Origin of the sequence: Dictyobacter aurantiacus, assembly GCF_003967515.1 — a bacterium.
Taxonomy (GTDB): domain Bacteria; phylum Chloroflexota; class Ktedonobacteria; order Ktedonobacterales; family Ktedonobacteraceae; genus Dictyobacter; species Dictyobacter aurantiacus.
In genome coordinates this window covers 4,035,706-4,060,832 of sequence record NZ_BIFQ01000001.1, presented here as the reverse complement: position 1 = coordinate 4,060,832, position 25,127 = coordinate 4,035,706, and the positions used below count along the sequence as shown (strand labels likewise).

20 protein-coding genes are annotated in these 25,127 nt (G+C 51.4%); 12 read left to right on the top strand and 8 right to left on the bottom strand.

Annotated features, from left to right (window positions below; translation table 11 throughout):
- Positions 1-199 precede the first annotated feature (199 nt).
- The 6 genes from KTT_RS16400 (at position 200) to KTT_RS16375 (ending at position 8,224) form a co-directional block, all read left to right on the top strand.
- Positions 200-565 (top strand): response regulator, encoded by a 366-nt coding sequence (locus KTT_RS16400; RefSeq protein WP_126597010.1) that lies wholly within the window; start codon positions 200-202, stop codon positions 563-565.
- Between the two features lie 65 nt (positions 566-630).
- A complete protein-coding gene (locus KTT_RS16395) occupies positions 631-1,917 on the top strand; it encodes a sensor histidine kinase (RefSeq protein WP_126597009.1) in 1,287 nt (428 codons plus the stop codon).
- Positions 1,918-2,387: 470 nt separating this feature from the next.
- Positions 2,388-3,461 (top strand): ABC transporter substrate-binding protein, encoded by a 1,074-nt coding sequence (locus KTT_RS16390; RefSeq protein WP_126597008.1) that lies wholly within the window; start codon positions 2,388-2,390, stop codon positions 3,459-3,461.
- Positions 3,462-3,928: 467 nt separating this feature from the next.
- A complete protein-coding gene (locus KTT_RS16385; protein ID WP_160145919.1) occupies positions 3,929-5,170 on the top strand; it encodes an amino acid ABC transporter substrate-binding protein in 1,242 nt (413 codons plus the stop codon).
- 33 nt (positions 5,171-5,203) lie between these two features.
- Entirely contained in the window at positions 5,204-7,396 is a 2,193-nt protein-coding gene (locus KTT_RS16380; RefSeq protein ID WP_126597006.1) for a methyl-accepting chemotaxis protein, read from the top strand.
- 210 nt (positions 7,397-7,606) lie between these two features.
- On the top strand, positions 7,607-8,224 hold the full coding sequence (locus tag KTT_RS16375; protein ID WP_160145918.1) for a DUF4388 domain-containing protein: 618 nt from the start codon (positions 7,607-7,609) through the stop codon (positions 8,222-8,224).
- Positions 8,225-8,553: 329 nt separating this feature from the next.
- Here KTT_RS16375 and KTT_RS16370 read toward each other — a convergent pair whose 3' ends face one another.
- From KTT_RS16370 to KTT_RS16360, 3 genes are all read right to left on the bottom strand, one after another.
- Positions 8,554-9,444 (bottom strand): PrsW family intramembrane metalloprotease, encoded by an 891-nt coding sequence (locus KTT_RS16370; RefSeq protein WP_126597004.1) that lies wholly within the window; start codon positions 9,442-9,444, stop codon positions 8,554-8,556.
- 264 nt (positions 9,445-9,708) lie between these two features.
- Positions 9,709-9,954 (bottom strand): helix-turn-helix domain-containing protein, encoded by a 246-nt coding sequence (locus KTT_RS16365; RefSeq protein ID WP_126597003.1) that lies wholly within the window; start codon positions 9,952-9,954, stop codon positions 9,709-9,711.
- A 218-nt stretch (positions 9,955-10,172) separates the two neighbouring features.
- Positions 10,173-11,297, bottom strand: a complete 1,125-nt coding sequence (locus KTT_RS16360) for a hypothetical protein (protein WP_126597002.1) — start codon at positions 11,295-11,297, stop codon at positions 10,173-10,175.
- Positions 11,298-11,525: 228 nt separating this feature from the next.
- On the opposite strand from KTT_RS16360, the gene tnpA reads away from it, so the two are divergent.
- The 3 genes from tnpA (at position 11,526) to KTT_RS16345 (ending at position 13,768) form a co-directional block, all read left to right on the top strand.
- Entirely contained in the window at positions 11,526-11,909 is a 384-nt protein-coding gene (tnpA, locus tag KTT_RS37690; RefSeq protein ID WP_126597001.1) for an IS200/IS605 family transposase, read from the top strand.
- A gap of 75 nt (positions 11,910-11,984) precedes the next feature.
- Positions 11,985-12,230 (top strand): hypothetical protein, encoded by a 246-nt coding sequence (locus KTT_RS16350; protein ID WP_126597000.1) that lies wholly within the window; start codon positions 11,985-11,987, stop codon positions 12,228-12,230.
- A 176-nt stretch (positions 12,231-12,406) separates the two neighbouring features.
- Entirely contained in the window at positions 12,407-13,768 is a 1,362-nt protein-coding gene (locus KTT_RS16345) for an RNA-guided endonuclease InsQ/TnpB family protein (RefSeq protein WP_126596999.1), read from the top strand.
- Here KTT_RS16345 and KTT_RS16340 read toward each other — a convergent pair.
- Together KTT_RS16340 and KTT_RS16335 are read right to left on the bottom strand one after the other, a co-directional pair.
- Positions 13,750-14,784: a medium chain dehydrogenase/reductase family protein gene (locus tag KTT_RS16340; protein WP_126596998.1), complete on the bottom strand. Its 1,035-nt coding sequence runs from the start codon at positions 14,782-14,784 to the stop codon at positions 13,750-13,752. The two genes, KTT_RS16345 and KTT_RS16340, sit on opposite strands and share 19 nt — an antisense overlap.
- Before the next feature lie 147 nt (positions 14,785-14,931).
- Positions 14,932-15,945, bottom strand: a complete 1,014-nt coding sequence (locus KTT_RS16335; protein ID WP_126599675.1) for a CapA family protein — start codon at positions 15,943-15,945, stop codon at positions 14,932-14,934.
- A gap of 402 nt (positions 15,946-16,347) precedes the next feature.
- Here KTT_RS16335 and KTT_RS16330 point away from each other — a divergent pair, with 402 nt between their 5' ends.
- Together KTT_RS16330 and KTT_RS16325 are read left to right on the top strand one after the other, a co-directional pair.
- A complete protein-coding gene (locus tag KTT_RS16330) occupies positions 16,348-17,025 on the top strand; it encodes a phosphoribosyltransferase (protein ID WP_126596997.1) in 678 nt (225 codons plus the stop codon).
- An 11-nt stretch (positions 17,026-17,036) separates the two neighbouring features.
- Entirely contained in the window at positions 17,037-17,930 is an 894-nt protein-coding gene (locus KTT_RS16325; RefSeq protein ID WP_126596996.1) for a ribose-phosphate diphosphokinase, read from the top strand.
- A gap of 126 nt (positions 17,931-18,056) precedes the next feature.
- On the opposite strand, the gene KTT_RS16320 is transcribed toward KTT_RS16325, so the two are convergent.
- The 3 genes from KTT_RS16320 to KTT_RS16310 form a co-directional block, all read right to left on the bottom strand.
- Positions 18,057-18,476, bottom strand: coding sequence for an ester cyclase (locus tag KTT_RS16320; RefSeq protein WP_126596995.1), 420 nt, complete (start codon positions 18,474-18,476; stop codon positions 18,057-18,059).
- A 185-nt stretch (positions 18,477-18,661) separates the two neighbouring features.
- The gene (locus tag KTT_RS16315; RefSeq protein ID WP_160145915.1) at positions 18,662-21,061 is read right to left on the bottom strand and encodes a LuxR C-terminal-related transcriptional regulator; all 2,400 of its coding nucleotides are present in this window, start codon (positions 21,059-21,061) and stop codon (positions 18,662-18,664) included.
- 192 nt (positions 21,062-21,253) lie between these two features.
- Complete coding sequence (locus KTT_RS16310) at positions 21,254-23,404, bottom strand: beta-sandwich domain-containing protein (RefSeq protein WP_126596993.1); 2,151 nt, start codon at positions 23,402-23,404, stop codon at positions 21,254-21,256.
- Between the two features lie 713 nt (positions 23,405-24,117).
- Between KTT_RS16310 and KTT_RS16305 the strand changes: the two genes are divergently transcribed.
- Positions 24,118-25,080 carry a phospholipase D-like domain-containing protein gene (locus KTT_RS16305; RefSeq protein WP_160145914.1) on the top strand — a complete coding sequence of 321 codons (963 nt, stop codon included), beginning with the start codon at positions 24,118-24,120 and terminating at the stop codon, positions 25,078-25,080.
- Positions 25,081-25,127: the final 47 nt, after the last annotated feature.

The window sequence follows — 25,127 nt, the reverse complement described above, 5'->3', positions numbered from 1 at the left end:
GTGCTACCCGCTGTTTTGTTCTGCTTGCGCGCCTGGAGGGCAAACTGTATACTGGGAGACGTGTAAAGCTCTACGAATGTATGCTTTTATACAACGTTCTGAAAGAGGATCATAACAGGATGTGTGTCCTTCGGATGAGCTCATAATAAGAAGGGCGCATCTTCATCAATAGCTTATCAAGCAAGGGGGGTTGGAATGCATGAATAGCACCGGAGACGTGCTCATTGCGGATGACGATCCAGCAATTGTTGAAGCTATTTCAGCTATCTTTGAAGATGCTGGCTATACTATTCGAAACCTGCGCGAAGGTGAAACACTTGAGACGCTTCAAGAAGATCTGCCCAGGGTCCTGCTTTTGGATATCTGGATGTCTGGCAAGGACGGGCGCGACATCTGCAGACATTTAAAAAGTCAGCCAGCAACGCGGCACCTTCCCATTATTTTGATTTCGGCTAATAATAATATCCAGCAGATCGCCGCTGAGATTGGGGCGGATGGCTATCTCGCCAAACCATGCACCATGGCGGAGATCCTGGCAACAGTCGAAAAATATCTGGCATCCTGACAGAGGCTGTGCTTTTTCTACGGCAAGATGCCATACAATGAGAGGAGCAGGAAAGGATAACGACCATGAGCACTCCTTTTCAAGAAGAGATCTTCAACGAGCGGCAGGACCGTTTGCTGACAATGCTTGAGCATCTGCTGGAATTACCGACCAGCGCCAGCCACTTCGTGTTCGATCAGGTAGTACAGCAGGTACAGGAAGTACTTGCGGCCGACCTGGTTGCGCTCTTCTTTCACGAACCCGCCATCGAGACGCTGGTGGTCCTGAGCAGCAGCGATTCCCCACTGGGAAGGCAGCAGCGAGCGATTGGCATGGATCGTCTACCACTGGCGAATGGAGGCAGCACCGTCGAGGTTTTCCTCAGCGGCATTGCTCTCTTCAACAACCATGTGGACCAGGATCCCAATGAATTGCTGGGCATCAAGGGCGGCCTGGGCGTGAAATCACAGATAGCCACCGTGTTCAAGGTACAGACACATCACCGGGGCGTGCTGCTGGTCGCCTCAACGAAACCGGACTTCTTTTTACCAGGCGATCTACGCTTTCTGGAGGCGATCGCGCGCTGGGTGGGCCTGATGGTTGGACGCAACGAACTGGTCGAGCAGATGGGACAAAAGAACATCGAACGCGACCAGGAGGGGGTCGCCAAAGAACTGCTGACCATGATGATCCATGAGTTGCGGAACTATCTGCAACCATTACGCGGGCGGCTTGATCTTCTCACAGAGCGCGCCCGGCGCGAAGGAAGAGAGAAAGATCAGCGCGACGCCGAGAGCGGTCTCCACACCCTCCAGATGTTGACGCGCGGCATCTCCGATGTCCTGGATATTGCTCGCCTCACCCAGGGACGCTTCTCGATCACCCCGGTACCGATGAATATAGTGCAGATGATACAGGACGTAGTGGCGACCTTTGCTCACAGGCCTACCCTGTTTACTGTCCAGGGTCCCGGGCAAGTCATCCTCCGCGCCGATCCCCAGCGGGTACAACAGGTGTTTGAAACGATGTTGCTCTATATACTCAGCTCACCTGTACAACCAGAGAAGGTCACCATCAACATCGCCACCGAGAAGCGCACCGACGGTCCATGGGCCCTGTTAAGCATCAGGACAAACAGTTTGGCGATGCCTCATATCTCAAGCGACCTCCTCCAACCGTTTGTAGGCAATGTGCCCTCGCTCCAACTTGGCGTACAACTGTACCTCGCGGGCCAGATCGCGCGCGCCCATGGTGGAACCCTCATGATCCATTCCACCGATGATCAAGGGACACAGTTCACCCTCGCCCTCCCAGTAGAGGAAGAAGAGCTGATCATCAGCGGTGAGAACGAAAACACAGACACACTGAACTAACTCATGCCAGGTCTCCACAGGCGCATGCCCGGTTCGTGACATGAACCGTTTTCACCCCCAGAAAGAGTACGTGACGAAGTGATAATCGTCACGTACTCCACAGGCAGCAGTACCAAAAATACTACTTAATAAAGGAAACAATACATCAATATATATGCATCTTCTTTCGTTATCATCCTGTCTGCACCAATCGATAAATACTAATCAAAATATAAATTTTGTTCCGCAAAAACCATTTATGTAGTCATATTTACCTATGCAATGCAGAGTCACCTTGATCTCCATCATCAAATATACTATCATTCCATTGCGGCCTATCAATATATCTTTTGATTAAAAGTATTTAGAATTAAAGCCGCAATCCTAATGTATATGTAATACTTCATTTTAGCGACCTGGCTTCGTCTAAAGTTGAAACAACACAGAACCACTCCCAGATATGTGTTGTCAGAAAGGTATGGAAGGCAAGCGTGAAGCGCATCAAAATTATTTCAGGTGCCGCAGTTATCCTCGCAGCTATTGTTGTCACTGCCTCTTTATTTATGTTAGCCAAACCAACAACAACCCGCGCCGATGCTACCTGCATCCAGTATGGGGCCTTTATGCATAACGTCTCCTTCATCGAGGCGCAGCAACAGGGCTTTTTCACCCAGCAGGGCTTAAACGTCTGCTACAATCAAGTCTCCAGTTCTACCCAGCAGTTCAACAGTCTGCTCTCAGGTCAATACAACATCGTTGAGACCACCGCAGACAACGCGGTCAACCGCTACGTCAACTCTCAGATCCCGGTGCAGATTGTAGCCGGTTTCGATCAGGGCGCTGGTCTTGATCTGATCGTGAACACCGCCAATGGCATTCACAGCATCGCTGATCTCAAGGGCAAGTCAATCGCCGTTGACGCTCCTGACAGCGGTTACGTCTTCACTCTGGAGAAGATCCTGGCGGCCAATGGCCTGAGCCTGCAGAACGGCGACTACTCGCTGCAGATCGTTGGTGGCTCTCTGCAACGCTTCCAGGCTATCTCGGCTGGCCATACCAGCACCGGCGATCCAGTCTACGCGACCATCCTGGGCACACCCTTCTCTGAGCAGGCCCACTACGTCTCAACACTCAGCGATGTTGCGAAGTTCTCGGACTACATGGCTCCCTACCAGGGTGCTTCGCTGGTCGTCACCCGCGCGTACGCGCAGGCGAACCCCCAGACCGTCACGAGCTTCACCGCAGCCTTGATCCAGGGCTACAACTTCGCGATCAATCCGGCCAACCAGAACACGGTCATCGCCGATATCGCCAGCGTTGACAAGGTGTCGCCCCAGGTCGCTACCGACATCTACCAGGATTCCATGCTGGACTTCGTGCGCGGCGAGAATATTGAGGAAGGGCTCAATATCCCCGGCTTGATCAACACGATCAATCTGCGCCAGCAGTTCGGTGGCTTCACGACCTCCGTCGATAGCAAGCAACTGGTTATCCCGGGCAGCAACGCTCTCTATGACGACGAATACTGGCTCTCAGCCATCAAACAGGCTATTCAGTCCCATTAAACCTCATACGCGATAACCATTATCGGTTAACTATGAGTCATCCCGGATTTTTGAAAAATCCGAAAATGGATTTCGCGCTCCCAATGCGGGAGGTGCAGGAGGGCGGCGAGCCCTCCTGACGGGGGGCGGGGTGTCCCCGCAAAACCTCTTTTTCTCCCTCTCGCGCCGCCTGCGGCGGCGCGAGAGGGAGAAAGAATGGGCGGGGACACCCTGCACCCCGGTTTTGGGAACTTTTTCAAAAGTTAGGGATGACTCATATGTTGCAAGGCTTTAATGTTATATCAATAATCACACTATAGATGCATAAAAATATATATCTAGAACATTCTATATACAGAAGCATATTTTAACCTGTATTTTCACGGTATAGGCGCATAATTTGAATTTTCGCGCGCAACAAAAAAGGCATAGAGCCTATTTTTTTGGCATTATTTTATGTAACTGCACATGTTTCTAAGGAGAATAGAGTGGCTACATATCCTTACAGAGGACGCAAGAAAGCGTGGGAGTGCTTTATCTTCCTCGTGATCATCCTCGCAAGCTTGAACGCATGTACAGGGCCAGGCACAGCAACCAACGGACAACCTCCAATCAAGATTGGCTATTCCGCGTCGCTTACCGGCCCCTTCGCCAACGATGGTAAGGCCCTCCAACAGGGCTTCCAACTGTGGCGCGACCTGATTAACCAGCGTGGTGGTCTCCTCGGTCGCCAGGTCGAACTGGTCGGCATTGATGACAAAAGTGATCCGGTCCAGGTCAAAAGCGACTATATCACGCTTATCAAGAAGGACCATGTTGATCTGTTATTAGGACCCTATTCCAGCCTGTTAACGATGCCAGCCGCCACAGTGACCAACGCCAATCATCGCGTGCTCTTCGCCCCGACTGGCAATGCGGCGGGTATCTTTAAAAAGCACTTCCACAATTATTTCGTCTCGGTCCCACCATCTCAGGAATATTTACTTACCTTTGGGTACTTTATTTTGTCTTTACCGCAGGACATTCGCCCGCAAACGGTTGCGTATGTCTCGGTGAACAGCCCATTCGCGATGCCGCAGGTAGCCGAGGCCAAACAGGTCCTGGGCAATTACGTGCGCGCGGTCTATGCGCCCCCTCCATATCCCGCCAACTCGAACATCATGCCAATTGCTCAGGCGGTTGCTCGTTCGCAGGCGGATGTCGTTGTACTGGGGACCAGTGGACTGGGCGATAGTGTCTCATTCACAAAGGCCTTTAAATCCCTCCATTATAATCCCAAAGCGATCGTTGAAACTTCGGGTCCCGGTGAAGGCGCGCAATACCTCAACGCCGTCGGCGGCCCGGCCACGGCTGAAGGCATCTTTGTCCCCGATACCGGATGGTATCCTGGCGCGACCACCTACCAGAGCGATATATTCACCCAGGCCTACATCGCGCAATATGGGGGAAGCTTCCGCGATATCAGTTCAACCACGGCCAAAGCATTTGGGGCCGCGCAGGTACTTGAGCAGGCCGTCGAGCAAACGCATAGCCTGGATGATGCCAAACTCAGTCAGTTGCTGCACAGCGGTACGTTCAATAGCGTGCAGGGACCAATTCGATTTAGCGCCGACGGCGGCAACACAATTGGTACCCTTAACATGTTCCAGTGGATAGACGGAAAGCTGGTGCTGGTATATCCCGTGAATAACGCCCAGGCCAACCCGGAATATCCGAAAAAGAATTTTTAATCGTGGGGAAGAAAACGGAGGATATACAGGAGCATGTTTAGATTCATTAGCAATATGCGTATATTTCCCAGGCTCATCATCTTGTTTGTAACCCTGGTGGTTATTTCAAGCGCCACCATGGTCTCCCTGGGCTATTTCTATTTAACTACGGAGCAGACACACGCGCAGGCAGTGAAGACAAGCTTCGACTCACAAAAAATCGCCACCAACGAGCAGATCAATCTGCAACGCATGAACGCGTTGCTGCAGGCGCGCTTCGCGCAGATCTTTGCCAATGAGAATACAACAGACCTGCAGGGAGATCCATCGCTGGCCGCCTCGGGAGGCCTGATCGAAAAAGACATTACGGCCCGCGAAATCGATTTTGATCAGACCAGCGCCTCTTACGATAGAAATTATAATATTAGCGCCTCATCCAACATGGGGACGATCCGGAGCATTTTGCAACATAGCAGCGCCAACCAACACTTTATTGCTGATCAGAATAGCGCGCTCAATAATGTGAGGCAGACGCAATGGCATGCCTATCAGATACTGCAAGACCAGGTGCTGGGCCAGTTACGCCAGCCGATGCCACAATATGCGCCAGCCTACAAGACACTCTACCAGGCCAATCTCAAATTTTTGGACCTGCAGAAAAGCTGGCAAACGGTGCTGGATACGGCCACAAACGTTGGTCAGGCGGTCACTGATCTCAGCAATTCAGAGATCGTGCCGCTGCAGATCGGGACCGCCATTGCCGTGGCGCTCATCCTCCTCGTCATCGCGCTGACCGCGTTTATTATCAACGCGACGATCTCGCGTCCCCTCAGGCGGCTGGCCGCGCTGACCAATCGCATCGCCAGAGGAGATATGAGCGAACGCGCGAACATACCCGGCCGCGACGAGATACACATGGTAGCAACCTCTATGAACGCCATGCTGGATAACATTGTGCGGCTTATTGCCGAGGCGGAATCACGCCACAAAACCTTGCAGATGCAGGTCGAGAAACTGATCAGCGAGATCAGTCCGGTCAGTGAAGGCGATCTGCGTGTACAGGCGGAAGCAGGACCCGATAGCATGGGCTTCCTGGCATCCTTCTTCAACAGTGTGATTACAGAACTGGGCTCCCTGGTTATCAACTTTAAAACACTCGCCAACGAAGTAGAACGCGCAACCTTACAGACTTACGATGAAACCATACAGCTGGTGAATGAAACAGACAACCAGATCCAGAAAATTACTGTCGCCACCAGCACCATAGAAGAGATGGCAAATGCCAGCCGCGACGTAGTGCAGCGCGCACAGGCGCTCGCCCGAGTCGGCAACCAGGTATACCAGAAGACACAATCAGGTCGTAACGCGGTCCAGCGAACGGTGGAGGGCATGGGACGCATTAGCACGCACGTTCATCTCAGCTCCTCAAAAGTCCAGGCACTCGAAGAACACTCACAGGAGATCAACAACATTGTGCGCATCATTGCTGGCATCGCCAACCAGACCAACCGCCTGGCGCTGGACGCATCTATACAGGCGGCTATGGCGGGTGAAAATGGTAGGGCATTCAGAGCCGTAGCCGATGATATTCGCCGTTCCGCTGAGACAGCGAAGATGCAGGTATTGAACATCGAACGCATCGTGAAACAGGTGATCCAGGATATTGAGGCCGTTACCTATTCTATCCGAGAAACCGAAGCAGAGACAGGGATTGGCATACAATCTTCACAGGATGCCGGCACGGCGTTCGCCGCTATCTTTAATGCGATCGAACAGCAGAGCAGTGAGATCAGCACGATTAACCACTCAGCCAGGCACCAGCTGGTGGCATCGGGCAATGTCGCGCAGATTATGCAGGAAGTATATACCACAACGTTACGTAGTGGCCAGAGCATCCGTGAAGAATCGACGCGTATGGAGCGCGTGGCGCAACTGGCCGAGCAGCTGCTGGGGTCCGCCGAGGTCTTCAAACTGCGTGAAGATCAAGATATCTTCGCGCAATCATCTGATGAGACAGGGCCCAACATATTCCCGCAGGATGCCTATCCGGCTACCAACTCGGGATCACTGCCTGGCATAGGATATCCGGATCACGTAAACTCAGTATCAGGAAGCTTTCCCCTGATTCCTTTCCCTGGCTCGCAGACAGGGGAAGAGCAGAATTGGAACGGGTCTCAGCCTCACAGCCAGCCATTACCAGGCCAATCCATCAGGCGAAGCCCCAATTCACACATTACTCATCCGTAGCCAGAGAATACTGGCACGCGGCGATAAGTTGCTTACAGTCAATAGAACATTTGTAGCAAGAAAAAAAGCACAACCTGTGATATTATCATACTGCAATGCCGGATAATATCACAGGCGGCATCTCCTATAAGGGTGGACTATTGCGCGCCAACAAACCAATACACGAGTGAATAAACCTTCAAATAAAAATATGATAATGTGGAGAAGCATGTGTCACAGCAGCAAGTAAGAATAACACATAGCCTGGCAAACATCATCAGGGTGTTACAAACCGAGCGTAGAACAGGAGAGCTACAGGTTAGCCGAGGGAACACTCCATACACCGAAACAGGTTCCATTGCCTTTGTGAATGGGCAGGTCGTTGCGGCACGCCTTGGACAATATCAGGGACCACAGGCCTTTGCAATACTAAGCACCTGGAGCCAATGCTTCTTTATCTTTCATACATCGACAACTCCTCTGCGCCAATCGCTGCCTGGACCCGATACAGGACCAATCAGAACACAGTCGGCTCCCCTTACCAGCGGCATCCATCCTCTCCCTGAGCGAAACAGTGGCATCCATCCCCTCCCCGAGCGAATGAGCGAGGTACCATCAGGTCCATTGCTCTCCCTGACGGCTATTCCCAGCGCAACCATGTCAGTGGTCAAGGCCGTTGGTATCATCGAGAAAAATGGGCTTCCGCGCACGTATCGTCAGCTCATTTTTCTCATCGATGGTCGACGTTCCGTAGAGGCACTGATTGTGGCGCTGGGACTGGAGCCAGGAGAGGTCTCTCAAATGCTACAAACACTGCAGCGGCTGCAGATTATTCGCCTGGCAAGATGAGCCGCCCTGGCAACGTAGTAGCTGCTAGTACCGACACGGCTGCGCCTCCCACTAGCCTTTAGCGCCGTTGGATGGCTTACAAAATCGGGCGGCCCTTTTCCGCATACCAGCCAGAGCGACTTTGTTACCCGGCCATAATCCCTTCCACCACCGCTCTGTCTCCTTTTGGTCACATGCACACTACAAAAAAATGTCTCTAACAACAATGGTTGGCCAGAGCCATTGAGGCTACCTTGAATATCTCAGTGCGATTCCACTATGTTCACCGCCAACCATTGTGGTCATAGAGCCCCCGTCACCACAATGACTGGCGGTAAAGTAAAACATATTCACGGCATCTTATTCAAAGGTGGTAGTTGACCGGTCAGGATACGCTGGCGGATCGCCCCCTGGTAAAGCAGGGTCAAAATCACCACACCGATCACACCGATGATGATCGTTGCCAGCGGCACGTTAATTCCGGAGACATCGACAACGAAGGGAAAGAGAAAGAGCGGGAAGCCGTCCCATAGACCATGGAGAACAGAGACAAACAGGTAGGTTAGAATGACCGGGAAAGTAATGCGGAAACGCCCTCCCTGGCTCTGGCGGAATAAAACAGCACCCAGAATGGCCGTCCAGGTTCCATGACCAAAGGGGGCCAGTAGCCCACGCAGGACAGTCGAGAAGAGCGACGCGGTAAGATGTCCCTGGCTGGCCAGAAAAGCGGTAAAGGCATACCCGGTGCTCTCAAAGGCGGCAAAGCCCATGCCAACCGCCGCCCCCAGCAACAGTCCATCGATCTGTGAGCGCGGCCGCATGCGCCGGGCCAGGATGATGACGGCGATAATCTTACAACCCTCTTCGATCAACCCCACCAGCAGCGCGGACGAAAAGGTCAGACCCTGGCCAGGGGTAGCAGGTCGGGGCAGCAGGACTGTCTCCAGAATGGAGGCTCCCAACACGCCGAGAATGCCTCCAACACCAAAGCTGCGCCCGATTGTCTCTGGACTCAAGGAGCTCAGGTGCTGGTGATCGTATAAAAAGACAACAAACACGATGGGAATGAGGAAGTTGCCAATGATGATCACGGTTGGATACAGGTTGGGATTTCCTGTGAAGATCAATACCAGTGCCGTCGCTACAAAGAGCAGGAGGCCAATCAGAAAGGTAGAGAGGCAACCACGCCGCCCCTGTGTCATATAATAGCCGGTCTGCGGATTAAACGCATTTTGATTCATAAATCCATATCTCCATACACCAGATAAAGGTGCTGCTCACCCCCATCCAAACGTACATGGTGGGGCTAGCACCTTTGCTCATCCTTAAAAAGATGCGCTACCATGCGACTCCTACAAATAACACGATATAAGGTTACTTGTAACACGAAGAAATCGCATATATGGAAGCAGATTCTGAAAACGACCGGTGGCGCGGGGTCTCCAGAACTGCCAGTTCTGGAGACCCCGCGCCACCGGTCGTTGTGTAGTGGGCCCTCGACACAGCTATATATGCTTTTTTGCTTTAGAATCCTTCAGACAATAACCCAGTTCCTCTGGCTTTTTCTCAAAAAACTTTACCAGTTGTCGAAGATAGCGAGGGCTCGGAGAGGCAATGCCTCTCTCCCACCGGTTCACAAGAAACGGATGGGAAGCTCCAATCTTATCCGCTACCTCTTCTTGAGTTAAACCAAGACTTATACGTGCATTCCTCAATAACATATTTGGTACTGCCTGTGTTGTTTTTTTCATACCCGACACATTCCTCTTCCTCTAAGAATATGCATTCGCAAATACCATAACAACCACTATAAAACATTTATACAACCCAATATCACTATACACATTCTATACTCATACATATATTCTAACATGTGTATCAAGTAATGCACGATATACCACACGTTCAACCACTTCATGGTCATCATTAAGATCCCATAAAATATTCCACCCACAGCCTACGGCCGATTCTATCCTTCCTGGCTAATCGATATGATCTGATCATACCGACCAATCCTACATTGCAGGGCGATCCTTTCATTATGAGCATGGTACAGCATGCGCCAGCCCTCTGTTTTTAACGCAATAAAGCTGCGGGCCGCGGCGACGGCTTCCTCCGGGGTCGCAAATCCAACGTCTTTATCCTTTTCAAAATAGATATCCGAGACATCGCGGAAGTGCACCCCGGCAAGCCATCCCTTGCTCCAGGTCTCTATCAACTGGATATAAACTTTATGGAAATTGACCCGTGTGGTCTGTTTGGCCTGGTAGAGCTGTCCCTGGCTCATCTGCCTTTGCCAGATATAATCGGTATTACCGATCCGCATTGGGGAGCGAACAGTCACCTCCGGCACACTATCACGAGTGATAACCACGGTAGCCTGTGGATCGACAGATCCAAGCTGTTGAACGAGGTCGCGTATACGCTCCTCCTCATCACAACACGCAAATAACGTTTCCAGCGCATGCTCCGGCGTGAGGAATAACTGATCAACCGCCGGCTCAAACATCACGCTCTGTGTATCCGAAAAACGTAAGAAGGCTTGCCACCCTTTGCCATAGACATGCGCCAATCTCAGGCCGGTAATAGTTCCGGCTATCTGTCTGCGTTCCCAGGATCGATAGGCGGCCTCGGTGTTCGTAAGATGATACAGGGTAAACATGATCCCGCTCACCTCTAGCACCGGAGGAGAAAAGTAGCGCACGGGATCTACGTCGGCAGGCCGGGGAGGGACATGATAAAAGGTGAGCCGGCTTTGTTTTTGCTCTTTCATTTCATTGAAAGCTTCACGCACATTGTGTTCCCTGGCAAGGAATTCTTCGGTGGCCGATAGTGCAATCTCTGCGTTAGGGAAAAGAGTCCGCGGGTCCAGCTTCAGTTGCATAGCAAAACGGCCATTCAGCCGGATACCTCCCCACCATCCTTTATCAAGGACGTGCTCGAGAAAAAGATCGATCGCGATATCGGCAAGCGCACGTGGTTCGCACGTCTGATACACTACATAATCCTGGCCCTCGGCGACTTGCACAAAGGCACAATCAGCGACCTGAATACGGGGCCGCCCGCCATCCTTAATTTCCTGCTTTTCATCCATAAAAATAAATACACTCGCTTCTTACAGTACTAGATATGTGCATATTCTACCTGATTTTCCACAGGAATTGTATGTCCTCAAATAATGCTGAATCAGGCTTTAAAACAGAAAGGACAGCAGCCTAGCGGGAATCTTCATGATTCAGGCCGCCGGATCCCCCTACGATTCATCTAGGGGTAAGGCGGCCCCACAAGGGAAGACAGAAAAGCGAGAACATCTGGTATACTGATGTGTATGGATGCGCAGCACACCAAACACGTCACCGACACGTTGGCGTACCACTTTGTCTGGTGCCCCACATACCGCAAAAAGAGTCTTGTTGGCACGATTGCCACGTTTCTCGAACAAGAAATCCGTCGGATCTGTGCTCAACAAGGCTGGTCCATTGGGGCAGGGCATATCCAGCCTGACCATGTGCATCTTTTTCTCTCAGCACCTCCATCAGTCGCGCCTTCTGCGATTGCTCATACACTCACAGGTATCACCGCCCGTCGAGTGTTTCAACGGTTTCCTGAAGTGAAGAAACACGTATGGGGCGGTGTCTTCTGGTCTCGATCCTCCTCTGGAGGCAGGGTGGGAGATATGAGTAGAGATGATAGTGTGTTCACATAGATCAAATTGGGTCAGGAAGAAGAAATATCGGCGTCTTGGATTGTTTCCCGTTTCCTAGAAAACCGGAGCTTGCACATGGCACCAGAACAGATCCAGTGGAGAACCATCACCCTGCACCTGGACAACGAGACGTTTCGGACCTCTTTTTCCAATGGACGGAGCATGTATTTCGATGACAGCAAGTACGAATATCCCTATGTTGCCCACCAGATAAACACCCTTGAAGTGGTTGCGTCTGTTCTTGATGAAGACGGCAAAGGCAGCTACCGAGTTGACCGCATGACGTTCAAGAACCCCATCAACATCCTGGGATCCTTCTGAGGATATATGAGCGGCCCGCTTCTGGCAAAGAGTCAGCAGGGACGTGAGTATCGTCACAAACGCGTTGTCGAATTACCGGAAGCAACCTGCACGGTAGGAATAGCTTTAGAGAGCACATCAGTATCACATTCAGAGGAATGGCAAACGCTCCCGTCCCTCTGATCTTGGAGAAGAGCATGAAACAGATCATCACCGCCAAACTCAAGCTCACCACGACACCAGAGCAGTTTGCCGCCTTACGTCAAACGCAATTGGTCTATCGTGATGCGCTCAATGCGGTGAGTCTGTACGCTTTTGAGCACGGCAAAACCAGCAGTGTGACGACATTGCACAAAGGGATGTATACCGAGCTTCGTACTCGCTATCATCTTCCCTCGCAACTGGCCTGTAGCGTCGAACGGCAGGTGGCAGCAACCTACAAAGGGCTGTGGACAAAATGCAAAAAGAATAGCGCGCATCGCCTTGCCAAGATCACGAAAAAACGCTTCAAGGGCCTGGACCAGCCCCCGCACTACAGTTCTCCCACGGTCCAGTACACCTATGAGCGCGATTACACCTTTCAGTGTGACAGTCGGGTCAGCCTCGGAACCTTGAACGGACGGATCAGCCTTCCCTACCAGGGCTACGACAAACATCTGGCACTCATTCGAGAAGGGGCCACCATCGGAGACGCGAAACTGTGGTATGACCGGCAGAAGAAGCAGCTCTATCTGCTCGTGTCCTTGACCATTGGTCTCCCTGACCCCACCCCTGCACAGCTTGCCAGGGTGGTCGGCGTGGACGTCGGTATTCGCTATCTCGCCGTCACTTCAACGTCCACAGGCAAAGCCAGCTTTCACCCAGGCAAACGCACCAGACACCAAGCCAACCATTACGCACGATTACGCAAACGCTTGCAGCAGAAAGGCACTCGTGGCGCGAAACGCCGCTTACGGCGCATTGAGCAACGAGAGAGACGGTTAAAGCAGCAGGCCAACCATTGCATCGCCCAACAGATCATCATGCAGCATCCACACGCCCTCATCGGGCTGGAGAACCTCACGGATATCAGGGAGCGCACAAAACGCAAGAAACGCAAACGCAAGAAGAGTGGCAAAGGCACTGAGCCGGTTTCACCTCAGGCACGGAAAGCCAATCGGGTCTACTCGCAATGGTCTTTTGCCGAGGTACACAATCTCATCAGCTACAAAGCCGCGCTTGCGGGTTCCCTGACAATCAAGGTGGACGCCGATTACACTTCAAAGGCGTGCCCGATGTGTGGGCATACAGCCGATGAGAACCGCCCGCGCAAAGGGTTACGCTTTGTCTGCCAGAACAAGAGATGTGGGTACACCCTGCATGCTGATCTGATTGGTGCTCGCAATATCACGTTGAGAACGCTCTTGATCCGGCAGGACTGGATCAGGACGGGATGTTTGTCAACCATCCCTGATGCAGCGGACAAAGAAGCCAAAGCGGCACGCCTGCAAAGGTATGCCGAGTTGCGGTGGAGTTCAGTTGTAACCACAAGCCTCCGGTCTCAGACCGGAGATCGTTGACTGGGAATAAGCACCACTTTGCCCTGCACGCGGGCTTTTTCAATAAGTTCGTGGGCTTGCGCGACCCCGCTTAGAGGCAGGCGCGCGGCAATGAGCGGCTTAAGCTGTCCAGCCGCCAGGAGATTGAACAGGGTACGCAGGTCCTCGCGGAACCAATCTGGATGATTGTCCTTAAATCCCTGGAAACCAACAACGCTATAGAAGGTGACCCGCCTCCCTCTCGGGAACAACGACCAGAAGGCCAGTTGCAGCACCATGATCAACAAGGTCAATGCCATAGGGAGCCCCCCCAGGGTGGATGAGAAACCGTAGGCGACCAGGGTCCCACCCGGTCGCAATACGCGAAAGGACTGCTGCAGGTGGCTTCCTCCTATTGGATCAAAGACGGCATCGACACCACCATCGGTAAGCGAGCGGACACGGGCCACAACATCCTCGTGGATGTAGTCGATGGGGATCGCGCCGAGCCTGGTGACGATTTCATGCTTGGGTGGGGAGGCTGTGCCATACATCTCCAGTCCCGCCAGTTTGCCAAGCTGTAGCAGAGCCGTGCCAACCCCTCCGGCGGCCCCATAGACGAGCACACGCTGGCTTGCTTTGACATGGGCGAGGCGATGCAGCATCTGATACGCCGTCAGGTAGTTCAGCACGAGACAGACTCCCTCGGCAGGATCAATTCCAGCGGGCACTGGTACCAGTTCTTGTTCGGGCAGGCAGATATACTGACTATAAGCACCGAAGCGCGGCAGCGCGGCCACCATGGTACCGACCCCATATGTTCTTGCCTGCGCCCCGCACTTCTCCACCACCCCGACCAGGTCATATCCCGGCGTAAAGGGAAAGCGTGGCCGGCCTGGATATTTTCCATGGCGCATCAACACGTCGGCGAAGGCCACACCAGCCGCCAGGATCTTGATGCGCGCCTCATCCGGTCGCGGCTCGGGCAGTTCTTCTTCGCGCACCTGTAGCGCCTCCAGGCCACCACGTTTCGTCAGCATCACGCGCTGATACTTCATTGCTCACTACACTCCCATGATTTTCGCATCGATCTCTACAGAGCTCCAATTGCATGTCGTTAACAATCTTTCACCACCGCATCCAGCAACAATCACAGCAACTCGATTCTACCTCCACAGGGCCAGAAAAGCAAAATACACGGGCATCTAAGGCGCAAAAGGAGTTGTTGCGTCTGGCGTGGAGCTGATCGCTACTTCCAGGTATGCTTCCTGCTCATTCCAATTCGTTACTGTCTCCAGTTGTGTACACAATCGCTGCATTCTGGTAATAATGACCCTGCACTCATCAGTTGTCGCGCGTCTCGCTTGAAAATAGTCGATGATCGTTGGATACAGACACAGGCGCTCGATCGTCGTCTCATGCAGATCAAGCAGGAATATGGCGCTTTGATCGTTGCGCTCAATTTCATCAACGGCATAGTCATCGATGAAATTGCCTGCACCATAGATAATGGGCCGCTTCTTGTACACCTCGATGCCCCGCACGACATGACTTGAATGTCCAAAGACGACATCAGCCCCGGCATCAATCAACGTATGAGCAAAAAGTTGATGTTCGGAAGGTGGCACATCTCCCCAGTTGGGTCCCCAGTGCAGAGAAACGATCAGGCATGTGACGTTCGTTTTTGTACGTCGCACGACCTCGAACAGGTAGCGTGCTCGCTCGTCCTGGATCTGCGTGGGGACATACCAGGTCCCCGGACGTTCCAGAGACGCGGCCCACACAGGCTCGTTGTCTGTACAGGCGATGAAGCCCAGTTTTCTCCCCTGTACTTCCCATATGGCAGGTTCTGATGCCTCGCGTAATGTGGTGCCCGCGCCGACGGCATGAATGCCGGCCTGCTTCAAAGAGTTGATCGTATCAAATAACCCTTCATACTCAAAATCAAGGATATGATTGTTGGCCAGCGAGACTGCATCGATGTGCGCGGCATGCAGTACGGCGGCATTTTTTGTATCTGTGCGAAAGTGAAATACTTTCAGCGTCGCGGACCAGGGCCTCCCCCTATCAGAGATGGCACATTCAAGGTTGCACAGGCGCGCATCCGCAGCCTGAAAAAGTGGCAGCGTATCGCCCCATGGATAGGTGGGAGGTTTCTCTTTAAGGGCATCATTGACGAGTCGTCCGAGCATGACATCGCCCACGAGCAGCAGTTTCAGTGGCATCAATGACATATGTCTCTCCATCTGTCAAAGCATTCTGTTGGAAGAAGTTTTGCTCAAGCATGACAACATATCCTGGCTGGCAACATTCAGTGAAAGTATGTGATCTCGATATTACAATGCCATCACAGAAACAGGCCACATTGTCACGAGTCGGTCTCAGGAGATACCCGACTATTCACTGCCCGGCGTAGCATTCCTCAAGCTTTTGCAGGGCAGATAGAAGTTCCAGGGCTGTATCTGATTGTGATCTCTTTGTGATATTTTTTCTCGCTCTGTGATGTTCCCGTAAGTCGTTCAAAGTACAGTATCGATGAATTGAAAGCCAGCCATCTATCTGTTTATCGTGAGACGATCCATTTCATCCACAGGAAAAGTGAGAAATGAGGAGGAGTATCTATGGTTATGCGCTTTCGGGATCGTAGAGACGCAGGGAAACAGCTTGCCACGCAATTAGCGGGGTATAGAAATCGTCCAGATGTGGTAGTTCTGGGATTGCCGCGTGGAGGGGTGCCTGTAGCCTTTGAGGTTGCCAGTGAGCTTCACGCGCCCCTGGATGTCATGATTGTGCGCAAGCTTGGCTTGCCGGGCCAGGAGGAACTGGCGATGGGAGCGCTGGCGCAGGGAGGGATACGCATTCTTAATGACGATGTCATCTCCGCGGTAGGGATTCCAAATGAGGTTATTGACGCGGTAGCCGCGCGTGAGCAACAGGAAATTGAGCGGCGCGAGCACCTCTACCGTGGCGATCGGCCAGCCCTGGATGTGCGGGGCCGCACTGTCGTGCTGGTAGACGATGGGATTGCCACGGGCGCGACCATACGAGCGGCCATCGCCGCGCTGAAGCGGCAGCATCCCGCACATCTCATCATAGCCGTTCCGGTGGCCGCCGCGACAACGTGTGACGAACTTGCCGCCCAGGGAGACAAGGTTATCTGTCTCCTGAAGCCTGATATGCTCTATGCGATTGGCCTTTGGTATGAAAATTTCTCACAGACACACGACGAGGAGGTCCGCCAACTGCTGGCGTGCGCCAGATCGATGCCAACGAGCGGGGTACAGAAACAAGTTCGATAGGGAGAAAGCATATGCGCCTGTTCACCTTTCCTTGCTATAGGGATATGGGAGATAAATTGTGTGCATCGCTCAGGATAGAACGGGAACAATTTTCCGTTGAGCGCTTTGCCAATCAAGAGTTACATGCAACCATCCAGAGCAAGGTAGCAGGCGAGGAGTGCCTGATTCTGGGCACCATCGCTCCACCAGATGAGCAATTACTCTCCTTCTTGCTACTCAGCCATACCCTTAGAAAAGAAGGAGCCCACAGTATTCGTGCTATGTTGCCCTACCTGGCTTACGCACGCGATGATAAATGGAAAGAAGGAAAAAGTTTAGCGACCGCGTGGATTGGCGCATCCCTTCAAGCTGCCGGTGTCGATAGCGTACTCACCATTGATGTACATAATACATCTTCTATCCACGCTTTATTCCCCCTGCCGGTCACCTCCCTGTCTCCGGCGGCCATCTTTGCCAGGGAAATAGAAAAATACGCATTGCAGCAGGCAACGATCGTCTCCCCGGATAAGGGAGCGCGTGATCGCTGCCTGGAGGTTGCCAGGGCCGCGCACATGTCGGAAAATATCATTGTGCTTGAGAAGACGAGAACCGCCGAAGGGGTGGTTCATGAAGCACTGGCTGGGGAAGTCAGACCACAAGCCATTGTCGTAGATGATATCCTGGATACCGGCGGAACGCTTGTCTCCTGCTGCGAGCAATTGCGGCAGCGTGGCGTAGAGGAGATTACCTTGCTGATCACCCATGGACTATTCACCGGCAGTTACTGGCAGAAGCTCTGGTCGCTCGGGGTCAAACGCATCATCTGCACGGATACCATTCCTCAACGAGCAGACGTCGTTTCAGAGCATATCAAAATCGTATCCGTGCTTTCATTACTGGATCAATACCTAGCGCACTATCTTTGAACATACATTGTCAGCGAATATTACCGATAATCAACTGTGATAAGCTCTTAAAAAATGAGAAGCTACTGTTCAAGCTCTGCATGCTCTCTTCGTTTCCCTTTATATCTTTTGTAGGAACGCATCCTACTACTGCGGTGATACAATTCCTAGCTGTCGTAAGATGTTTATTTCATCAGGGAGCCCCCAGCGTTCAACGATCATGCCATCGACGATGCGCAGGACATTGATCTCTGTGTAAGAAATGCGTTTGCCAGACGGGGGTATCCCCATAAATTCCCCTGTGTGCAGAAGCGACCACGATGTCACATCAACGACTTTGTCATCTTCCGCAATCTGATCCAGCAGGGTGACATGAATCTGAGAAAAGGCTCGATGAAAAGCCGGCATCTTGAGCCCTGCGATATCAGGCGTCTGACCTTCAAGTGGGCGGTGATTGACGAACGAAGGCGCCAGTACCCTTTCCAGGGCCTGTTCATCTCCTTCGTTATATGCCGTAATGGCCTCGTAGAAAGTACGAGCGACCGCTTTATTTGTCTCCGTTACCATAATGGTACTCCTTCTTAGCTGCCGAATGGTGTGTCTCTGGTGTGCTTCTGTTTGAGCCACCTCTTTCTCTTCTGATTGTATTCATGCGCCAGCCGTTTCGCATCTGTGAAACAGCTGTAATTTGCTCAGCGCGCGACAGGTAAGGTGCGTAGGTAGAATAACGTACGGAGTATCTCGTGTTGCGCCTAAATTAGTTTTCTTTCGACAGCATAACGGGTCGCAGCACTACGGGTGGAGACATTAATTTTGGGATAGATCTTATTGAGATGGGCATTGACAGTACGAGGGCTTATACTCAGGCGCTCGGCAATCTCTTTATCAGTAAGGCCTTCAGCCAGCAAGCGCAGTATTTCCACTTGTCGCGGAGTTAACTGATCGGGATACATAGATAGATTGAGTCTGGTATTGGGAGCGGCGGGGGTAGCGGTCTCCTGTCTGGCGGGAGCTTCGGGGAAAGAGGCCAGCAGAGCTTGCGTTGGAGTCATCGCGCGTCCTTGAGCCCATATTCTTGCCAGGGTCTCCTCGTTCATTTGAACACGAAGTTGCATCTTCACATCTTCAACGCGCCGTTGGTCCGCGTCTGAAATCAATCCCCAGCTCGTTTCGCGCCATGCCTCAGCAGCGCCTATCAGGATAGCTGCCCACGCTTGTTGACCAGTAATGAGCGCAATCGCTCCAACTTCTTCAAGGCTGGTGGCAATTAAGGGCTTTTCGCCCAGTTCAATAGCTGTCAGGGATTTCTCTTTATACATTTGCAGCGCGGTTTCATATTCTTTCAGATAGCAGACAATCGATCCCAAAAAGTCCAGGGCCTGGATAATCGCTCGACGATCTCCTACCTCTTTGATGAGAGCAAGAGATCGTTCCAGCAATTGCCGGGCTCGCGGATAGTCCCCCTGCGCCTGTGCCTCTCTGGCCACAAGCGCATAGGCTTCAGCAAGATGCCAACGATCCCCCATTTCCTGAAAGATAGGAAGGCTCTCCTCATAGTATGTCTTTACATTTTCGTAATGCCCTTGTAGCAGTTCACAAAATCCCATAGCATTCAGTGCCATAGCATACCCATGTTTATCATCCACTTCACAGTAGAGCTTTAAGCATGTCTGTAGATGCTCTTTCATAGCCGCTATATGTAGTTGAAAAAAGGCTAACAGGGCAGCCGCGTAGTACGCTTTCGCTCTCACGGGCGCCGAAACCATTTCATCCCGGCACAGCTTCAATAGCTGCACAACTTGCTGATACCCCTCAATAACATAGCCACGATACGACCAGAATTTCCACAAGGCTGCCGCGAGATCGAGCGCGTTTTCAATTTCATTTCGTTCTATCAGCCAGGTGAAAACCGCGCGGAAATTGTTCTGTTCCTGCTCAAGTATATCCAGCCCCTGCAACTGTGCCGCGCCAATCAGCTGTGGCTCTATCTCCCTGGCGAGATGAATAAAATAGGCAGTATATGCCTGTACGGTACCGTTCGTTTCCCTCTCGACATTGAGGCACTCTCGGCCATACGCACGGATCACCTGCAACATTCTAAAATGCACGGGATCGGTTGAGTCCTCGGAAGGGGCAATCACGAGCCGATGATTCGTCAGTGCGGCCAGTGCCGGCACTATAGTATGGCTTTTTTCACCAAGTCTCTCGTAGAAATCTTCCAGGGCTTCTAACGTCGCTCCCCCAGAAAATATTGCCAGTCGGCGGAACAGGCGCTGTTCCTGGGGCTGGAGGAGGGAATAGCTACGGTCAATTGTTTTGCTCCAGGTACGCTGGCGCTCTGGCACATCCTGTTCTTCATTGACCAGGATATGTAATGGGTGTTGCTCCAGGTACTTGATCAGCATCCTGGGAGGGAAGAGTTGCATACCCGTAGTCGCGGCAAGCTCCATCGCCAGTGGAATCCCTTCAAGATGGGTACAAATCTGCGCGATATAGCTCGCGTTCTCGGCAGTAAGCTGAAACTGTGGCAGGTGTGTTCGTGTGCAGGCAAGGAAGAGAGCCACAGCAGGGTTATGCGCAAGCGCTTCAGGATCATACGAGTCTGTGGGGTCTGGCAGATCAAGCGGAAAGAGGGGAAACTGCTGTTCACCACGTACTTTTAAACCTGCGCGACTCGTCACCAGGATAGTAATTCCAGGGCATGTATCTAAAATGCGCGGTAAGAACGAGGCCGCCGGACGCAAATGCTCAAAGGTATCGAGCAACAACAGCATTCGTGATTTATGAAGAAAAGAGCAGAGCGTTTCGAAATCAGAGCTGGCAGGATCCTCGGTAATACCCAGTGTGCGCAGTATTGTCGAGAGAACGAGGGTATGATCGTAGAGGCTATCCAGAAAAACGGTACAAACCCCATCGGGAAAAGAAGACTGCAGAGCAGCGACCACCTGTAAAGCGAACTGCGTCTTCCCAACGCCTACCGTTCCCACAATAGTAAACAGACGACTGCTTCTCAACGCGAACAATTCAAGAAAACGCTCAATGTCACGTTGACGACCAATAAGCCTCTGCAGTGGTCCCGGTATATGCCTTGTACCTGCTTTCTCGTTCGAAGAAGGAACGTCCCGGGTAGACAATGAATCGTGAGCAACCATCACATCTCCGCCTATCTTCTCTTCCTGCTTCATTTACTGTTAATGTAAGTATAACATACAGATCGATCAAGATAAAATAAAAAAAGATGGCAAAAACCACCTATGAACTATGTATGCACTGGCCGAAACTATGAATTCAAAAGTGGCCATCTAGTCTGAAATGCCAGATGGCCACTTTTATCTACAACCCTTCTATTTGAGGCCAATCGAGAATATATGCATAATACCAGAGCCAGGATTAGCCGTTCGAACTAAGCTGACCGGTACTGCTCCTGGATGGAGTGGCGCTTGAAGTGTAACTTCCGCATAATAGAGATGATTGGTTCTCGTCTGAGAACCTGTGGGAGTATTACGATATGGCATCGAAAGAGCTATCTGGTTGTTGAAAGATGGCGAGCTCGCACACCAATCGGAAAAGCTAACAGTAACGTCCTGGCTACTTCCATCTGAAAAAAGAATGATAAAGCTATTAGACGACGAGCCATTAGTGGACGATCCCAGAAAAGCTAGCTTTGTCGCATTAGAGACAGGGTTCACCGGAATCGTCCCACTATCTTCATCAGGTATCGGATTATTCAATGAGATCTTTTGTTGGGACCCATCGGGAACCAGGCTCATATTATCCGGCAATACTGAGGCGTTCTGATCCCAATAGAACGTGACACCGTTGAAGGTCAACTTATTGAGAAGGTTATTCACACCTGTTTGCGATGTCGGTAATGATACAGGCACCACGCCTGCTTTCTGCATCGCATTGGTTGAATACGAATTGTATGCCCCATCAAAGTTGCCAAAGATATGCGTGCTACTATCGGCGGTTGAGCCCACGTTCATTGTATAGTCACCTGAACCAAGGCCTAAGGCAAAGATATGCCACTGACCGCCAGGAGTAGTTGCATTTGGTGCATGGGTAGAGGTGGGCAAAGTTATCGCTGAAACAGTTTCATTCTTCGGAAGGATTATCTCACTATAGAAGAGATAAGTTTTTACCACCTGTTTGCTGCCACTCGCTGTATTGCGATCTGGAAAACCAAGGAAATAGGTATCGGTATTGAGAGGATACTGCTTTCCGCCGCCCAGCGTCCAATCGCTCCAACAGAGACCATACCCATAAGTAGTGTTATCTCCCAGAAGTACATTAACTGTGCCACAGCCAGGCCCGCCAGAGGCTGTACCGACAAAGCCGATTTTGGTTTTGCCCGACGCATAGCTAGCATCAAAAGTTACCTTCTGACCATCTGCGGTAATATTATCAGGCGATCCCCCCAGCACGTTTGGCCAATAGAGTTGGGTACCCTGATAGTTGATGGTATCACCCGGCAGAATATAATGGCTCAGCTCTTGCATCGAGTAGCTATTGCCGCTCCCATCCAGGTTGGCTGCATGTGTATTTGCATCATCACTGATGCCTGTATTCGAATATGGGTTATAGTAAGAGGATTGACCAAATCCGATGGAAAAGATATGCAAAGACGATTTGTTCGGTAAGGTTATACTCTGAACAGTTTTACTGGTCTGCAAATTGACGCTCGTATAGAAAATGTATGTCTTGACTGACTGGATAACGCCTCCTTGACGATCACGATAGGTCATGGCAGTTGCAATCCGATCAAATGAGGAGAGTTTCGCGTTACCGCCACCCAACGTCCAATCATCAAAGCTCAGGGTGAACGTTTGAGTACTGCCATCGGTATAGGTAATAGTTGCAGTCCCACTGGCGATACCACCTGTGGCAGCACCAAGAAAGCCCAGTGAGGGAGCATTCGCAGTTGCAGGCAAGGCAATAACCTGTCCCGCGCTAGCAATATTATCAGGAGCACCATAGGCAACGTTTGGCCAGTCAAATGGTGTTCCATTCACCATAACTTCCTGGTAATAGTTGCTGTTGCCAAACCAGGAGGTCCCTGAAAACAATCCTGATTTGATCAAGGCATTTTGAGAGTACCCATTATGCGCGCCATCGAAATTTGTGTTCGCAGTGGCGCTGGTTGTACCTTGATCCATTACTGTACCAATATTGTTATATGGAAGAGTGATAGCGGTAGCGGTCGGCGTAACAGTCGCATTTTGAGTAGAGATATGAAAAGGGGCCGTAGTTTTTCGGTTATGAGTAATTTTCACCTCACTCATAACAGTATTGTTTAGTTGCTGTGTATTAACAGCATTGCCAATGGTATCGCTATTGCTTGCATGGGCGGGGAAGATCATAAAGAAGGTAAAGGCACTGGCAGTCACAACCAGCGCAATACATAGTAAGGCAAGCATACCAGTTCGGTAGCGCATCCACACGCCCCCGCCTTTTTTCCCAGACGTTCCCATTCCTTCGGTTACTCCAGGGTGCATGTATAGTTTCTCCTCTCCCTTAAAACAGGGGTTAAACGTTAGAAGAAGATATATGCATTCTCATGCAAACCATCAAAACAGTTGACATCGCAGTAAACAAAAAGTGTGAACTAGCAAAAAGCTATGCGATATATTTAATAGATAAATACCTTGATATCAACAAATCATCATTCCCCTTAATGCAAACAACCATATCAGGGAACCATTGCAAGTATAATGCATATTTATCAATCTGATCGTATCATACCGGATTAAAAGGCATTGAGTCAATCAAAATCTTCTTAAAACAAAAAAAAGAAATATAGCAAACAACAAAAATACAACCTGATATATAGATGAGTTATCCAAATGGGTAGGGTCAAAAAAGTCTATTCAGGTGTTGCCAGTGGCAGACCCCGATCGCTGATTGCGTGTGCCTGATCGAACGTCTGGATCAACATCTCTAGCTCAGATAATGTGCTATAGTACAGATGAAGCAATTGGTCCCTACTGTTTTGAGATTACGAGCATGTTATTGAAACGAATGTTGCCTTCTGACACCATAATCTGGGGCAGCCAGGGGCAGCACCGAAATCTGGAAAGCGAGTTCGCGTAAGTATATGGATCCACATTGGCCTCACCACGCCCCTGCCAAAAATCCTTTTCACTTCCCTGTTTTACCGGCAGGGGCCAGTTCATATATCTCTCTTGCCGGCATCCAACCAGATGCGGGGATGAAAATCATCCAAGATATCATTGCCTCAGCCACAAAATCGCTCTGGATTGAAATGTATCTATTTGATAACGACCACGTGGCGCAGATGCTGCTCAGGCAGAAAGCGGCCCATCCAGGACTGGATCTCCGTCTGCTGTGCCACCAACCAGACCTGCCACCCAGCCTTGATGTCAACGGTACACGACGTTTCCCCGCCTGGATCGCTCCTAATAGGGCTATTCGCACAGATGGTCAACCCGTCTCCGTCCATCACGCTAAATTTATACTTGTCGATGCAGATGTACCCGGGAAGGCCAAAGCCTATATCATGACCGCCAACTTTACCGCACAGGCTCTCGGGGGCAACCACGCGGGCTACGCCAATCGCGAATACATCATCTGTGATACCGATCCGCACGACATCGCGCTCCTCAAAGCGATCTTCCAGGCGGATCAGGCTGGTCTCCCGCTCCCCACGATACCCGAGACATCCAACCTCATCGTCTCTGACATCAACGCGCTGTCACTGCTGCCGCTGTTGCTGCGAAGCGCCAGACACAGCCTGGCGATCCAGGTGGAATATCTCAACGACCCGCCCGGTCAAGGCGCGCTCAACCTGAAGCAGATCCTCCTGCACTCAGCCCAGAATGGTGTTACGGTCCACCTGATGCTGCCTCCGCTTTCACCCCAGCCACTGGGTGCACCATCGGCGGACAACAACGAAACCTATCGCATCCTGAACCCTGCCGTCGAAGTCAACGTGACACCACCATATTTTATGCACGCCAAGATGATCATTGTTGATCAGCAGCTCGCGTTTGTCGGTTCACAGAACCTCAGCCACCAGTCGCTGCACTACAGCCGCGAGGTGGGCATCCTGATCTCAAATGCCAGCGTCGTATCACACCTGCTCACCACATTCAATGCCGACTGGAAGCACGCACAGGCACTGGCAGCAAAAATCCATCATCGTCATTTATAGTAATCTTTACTATAAGAAGTCTCTGATAAATAGCGAAGGTGGATTGA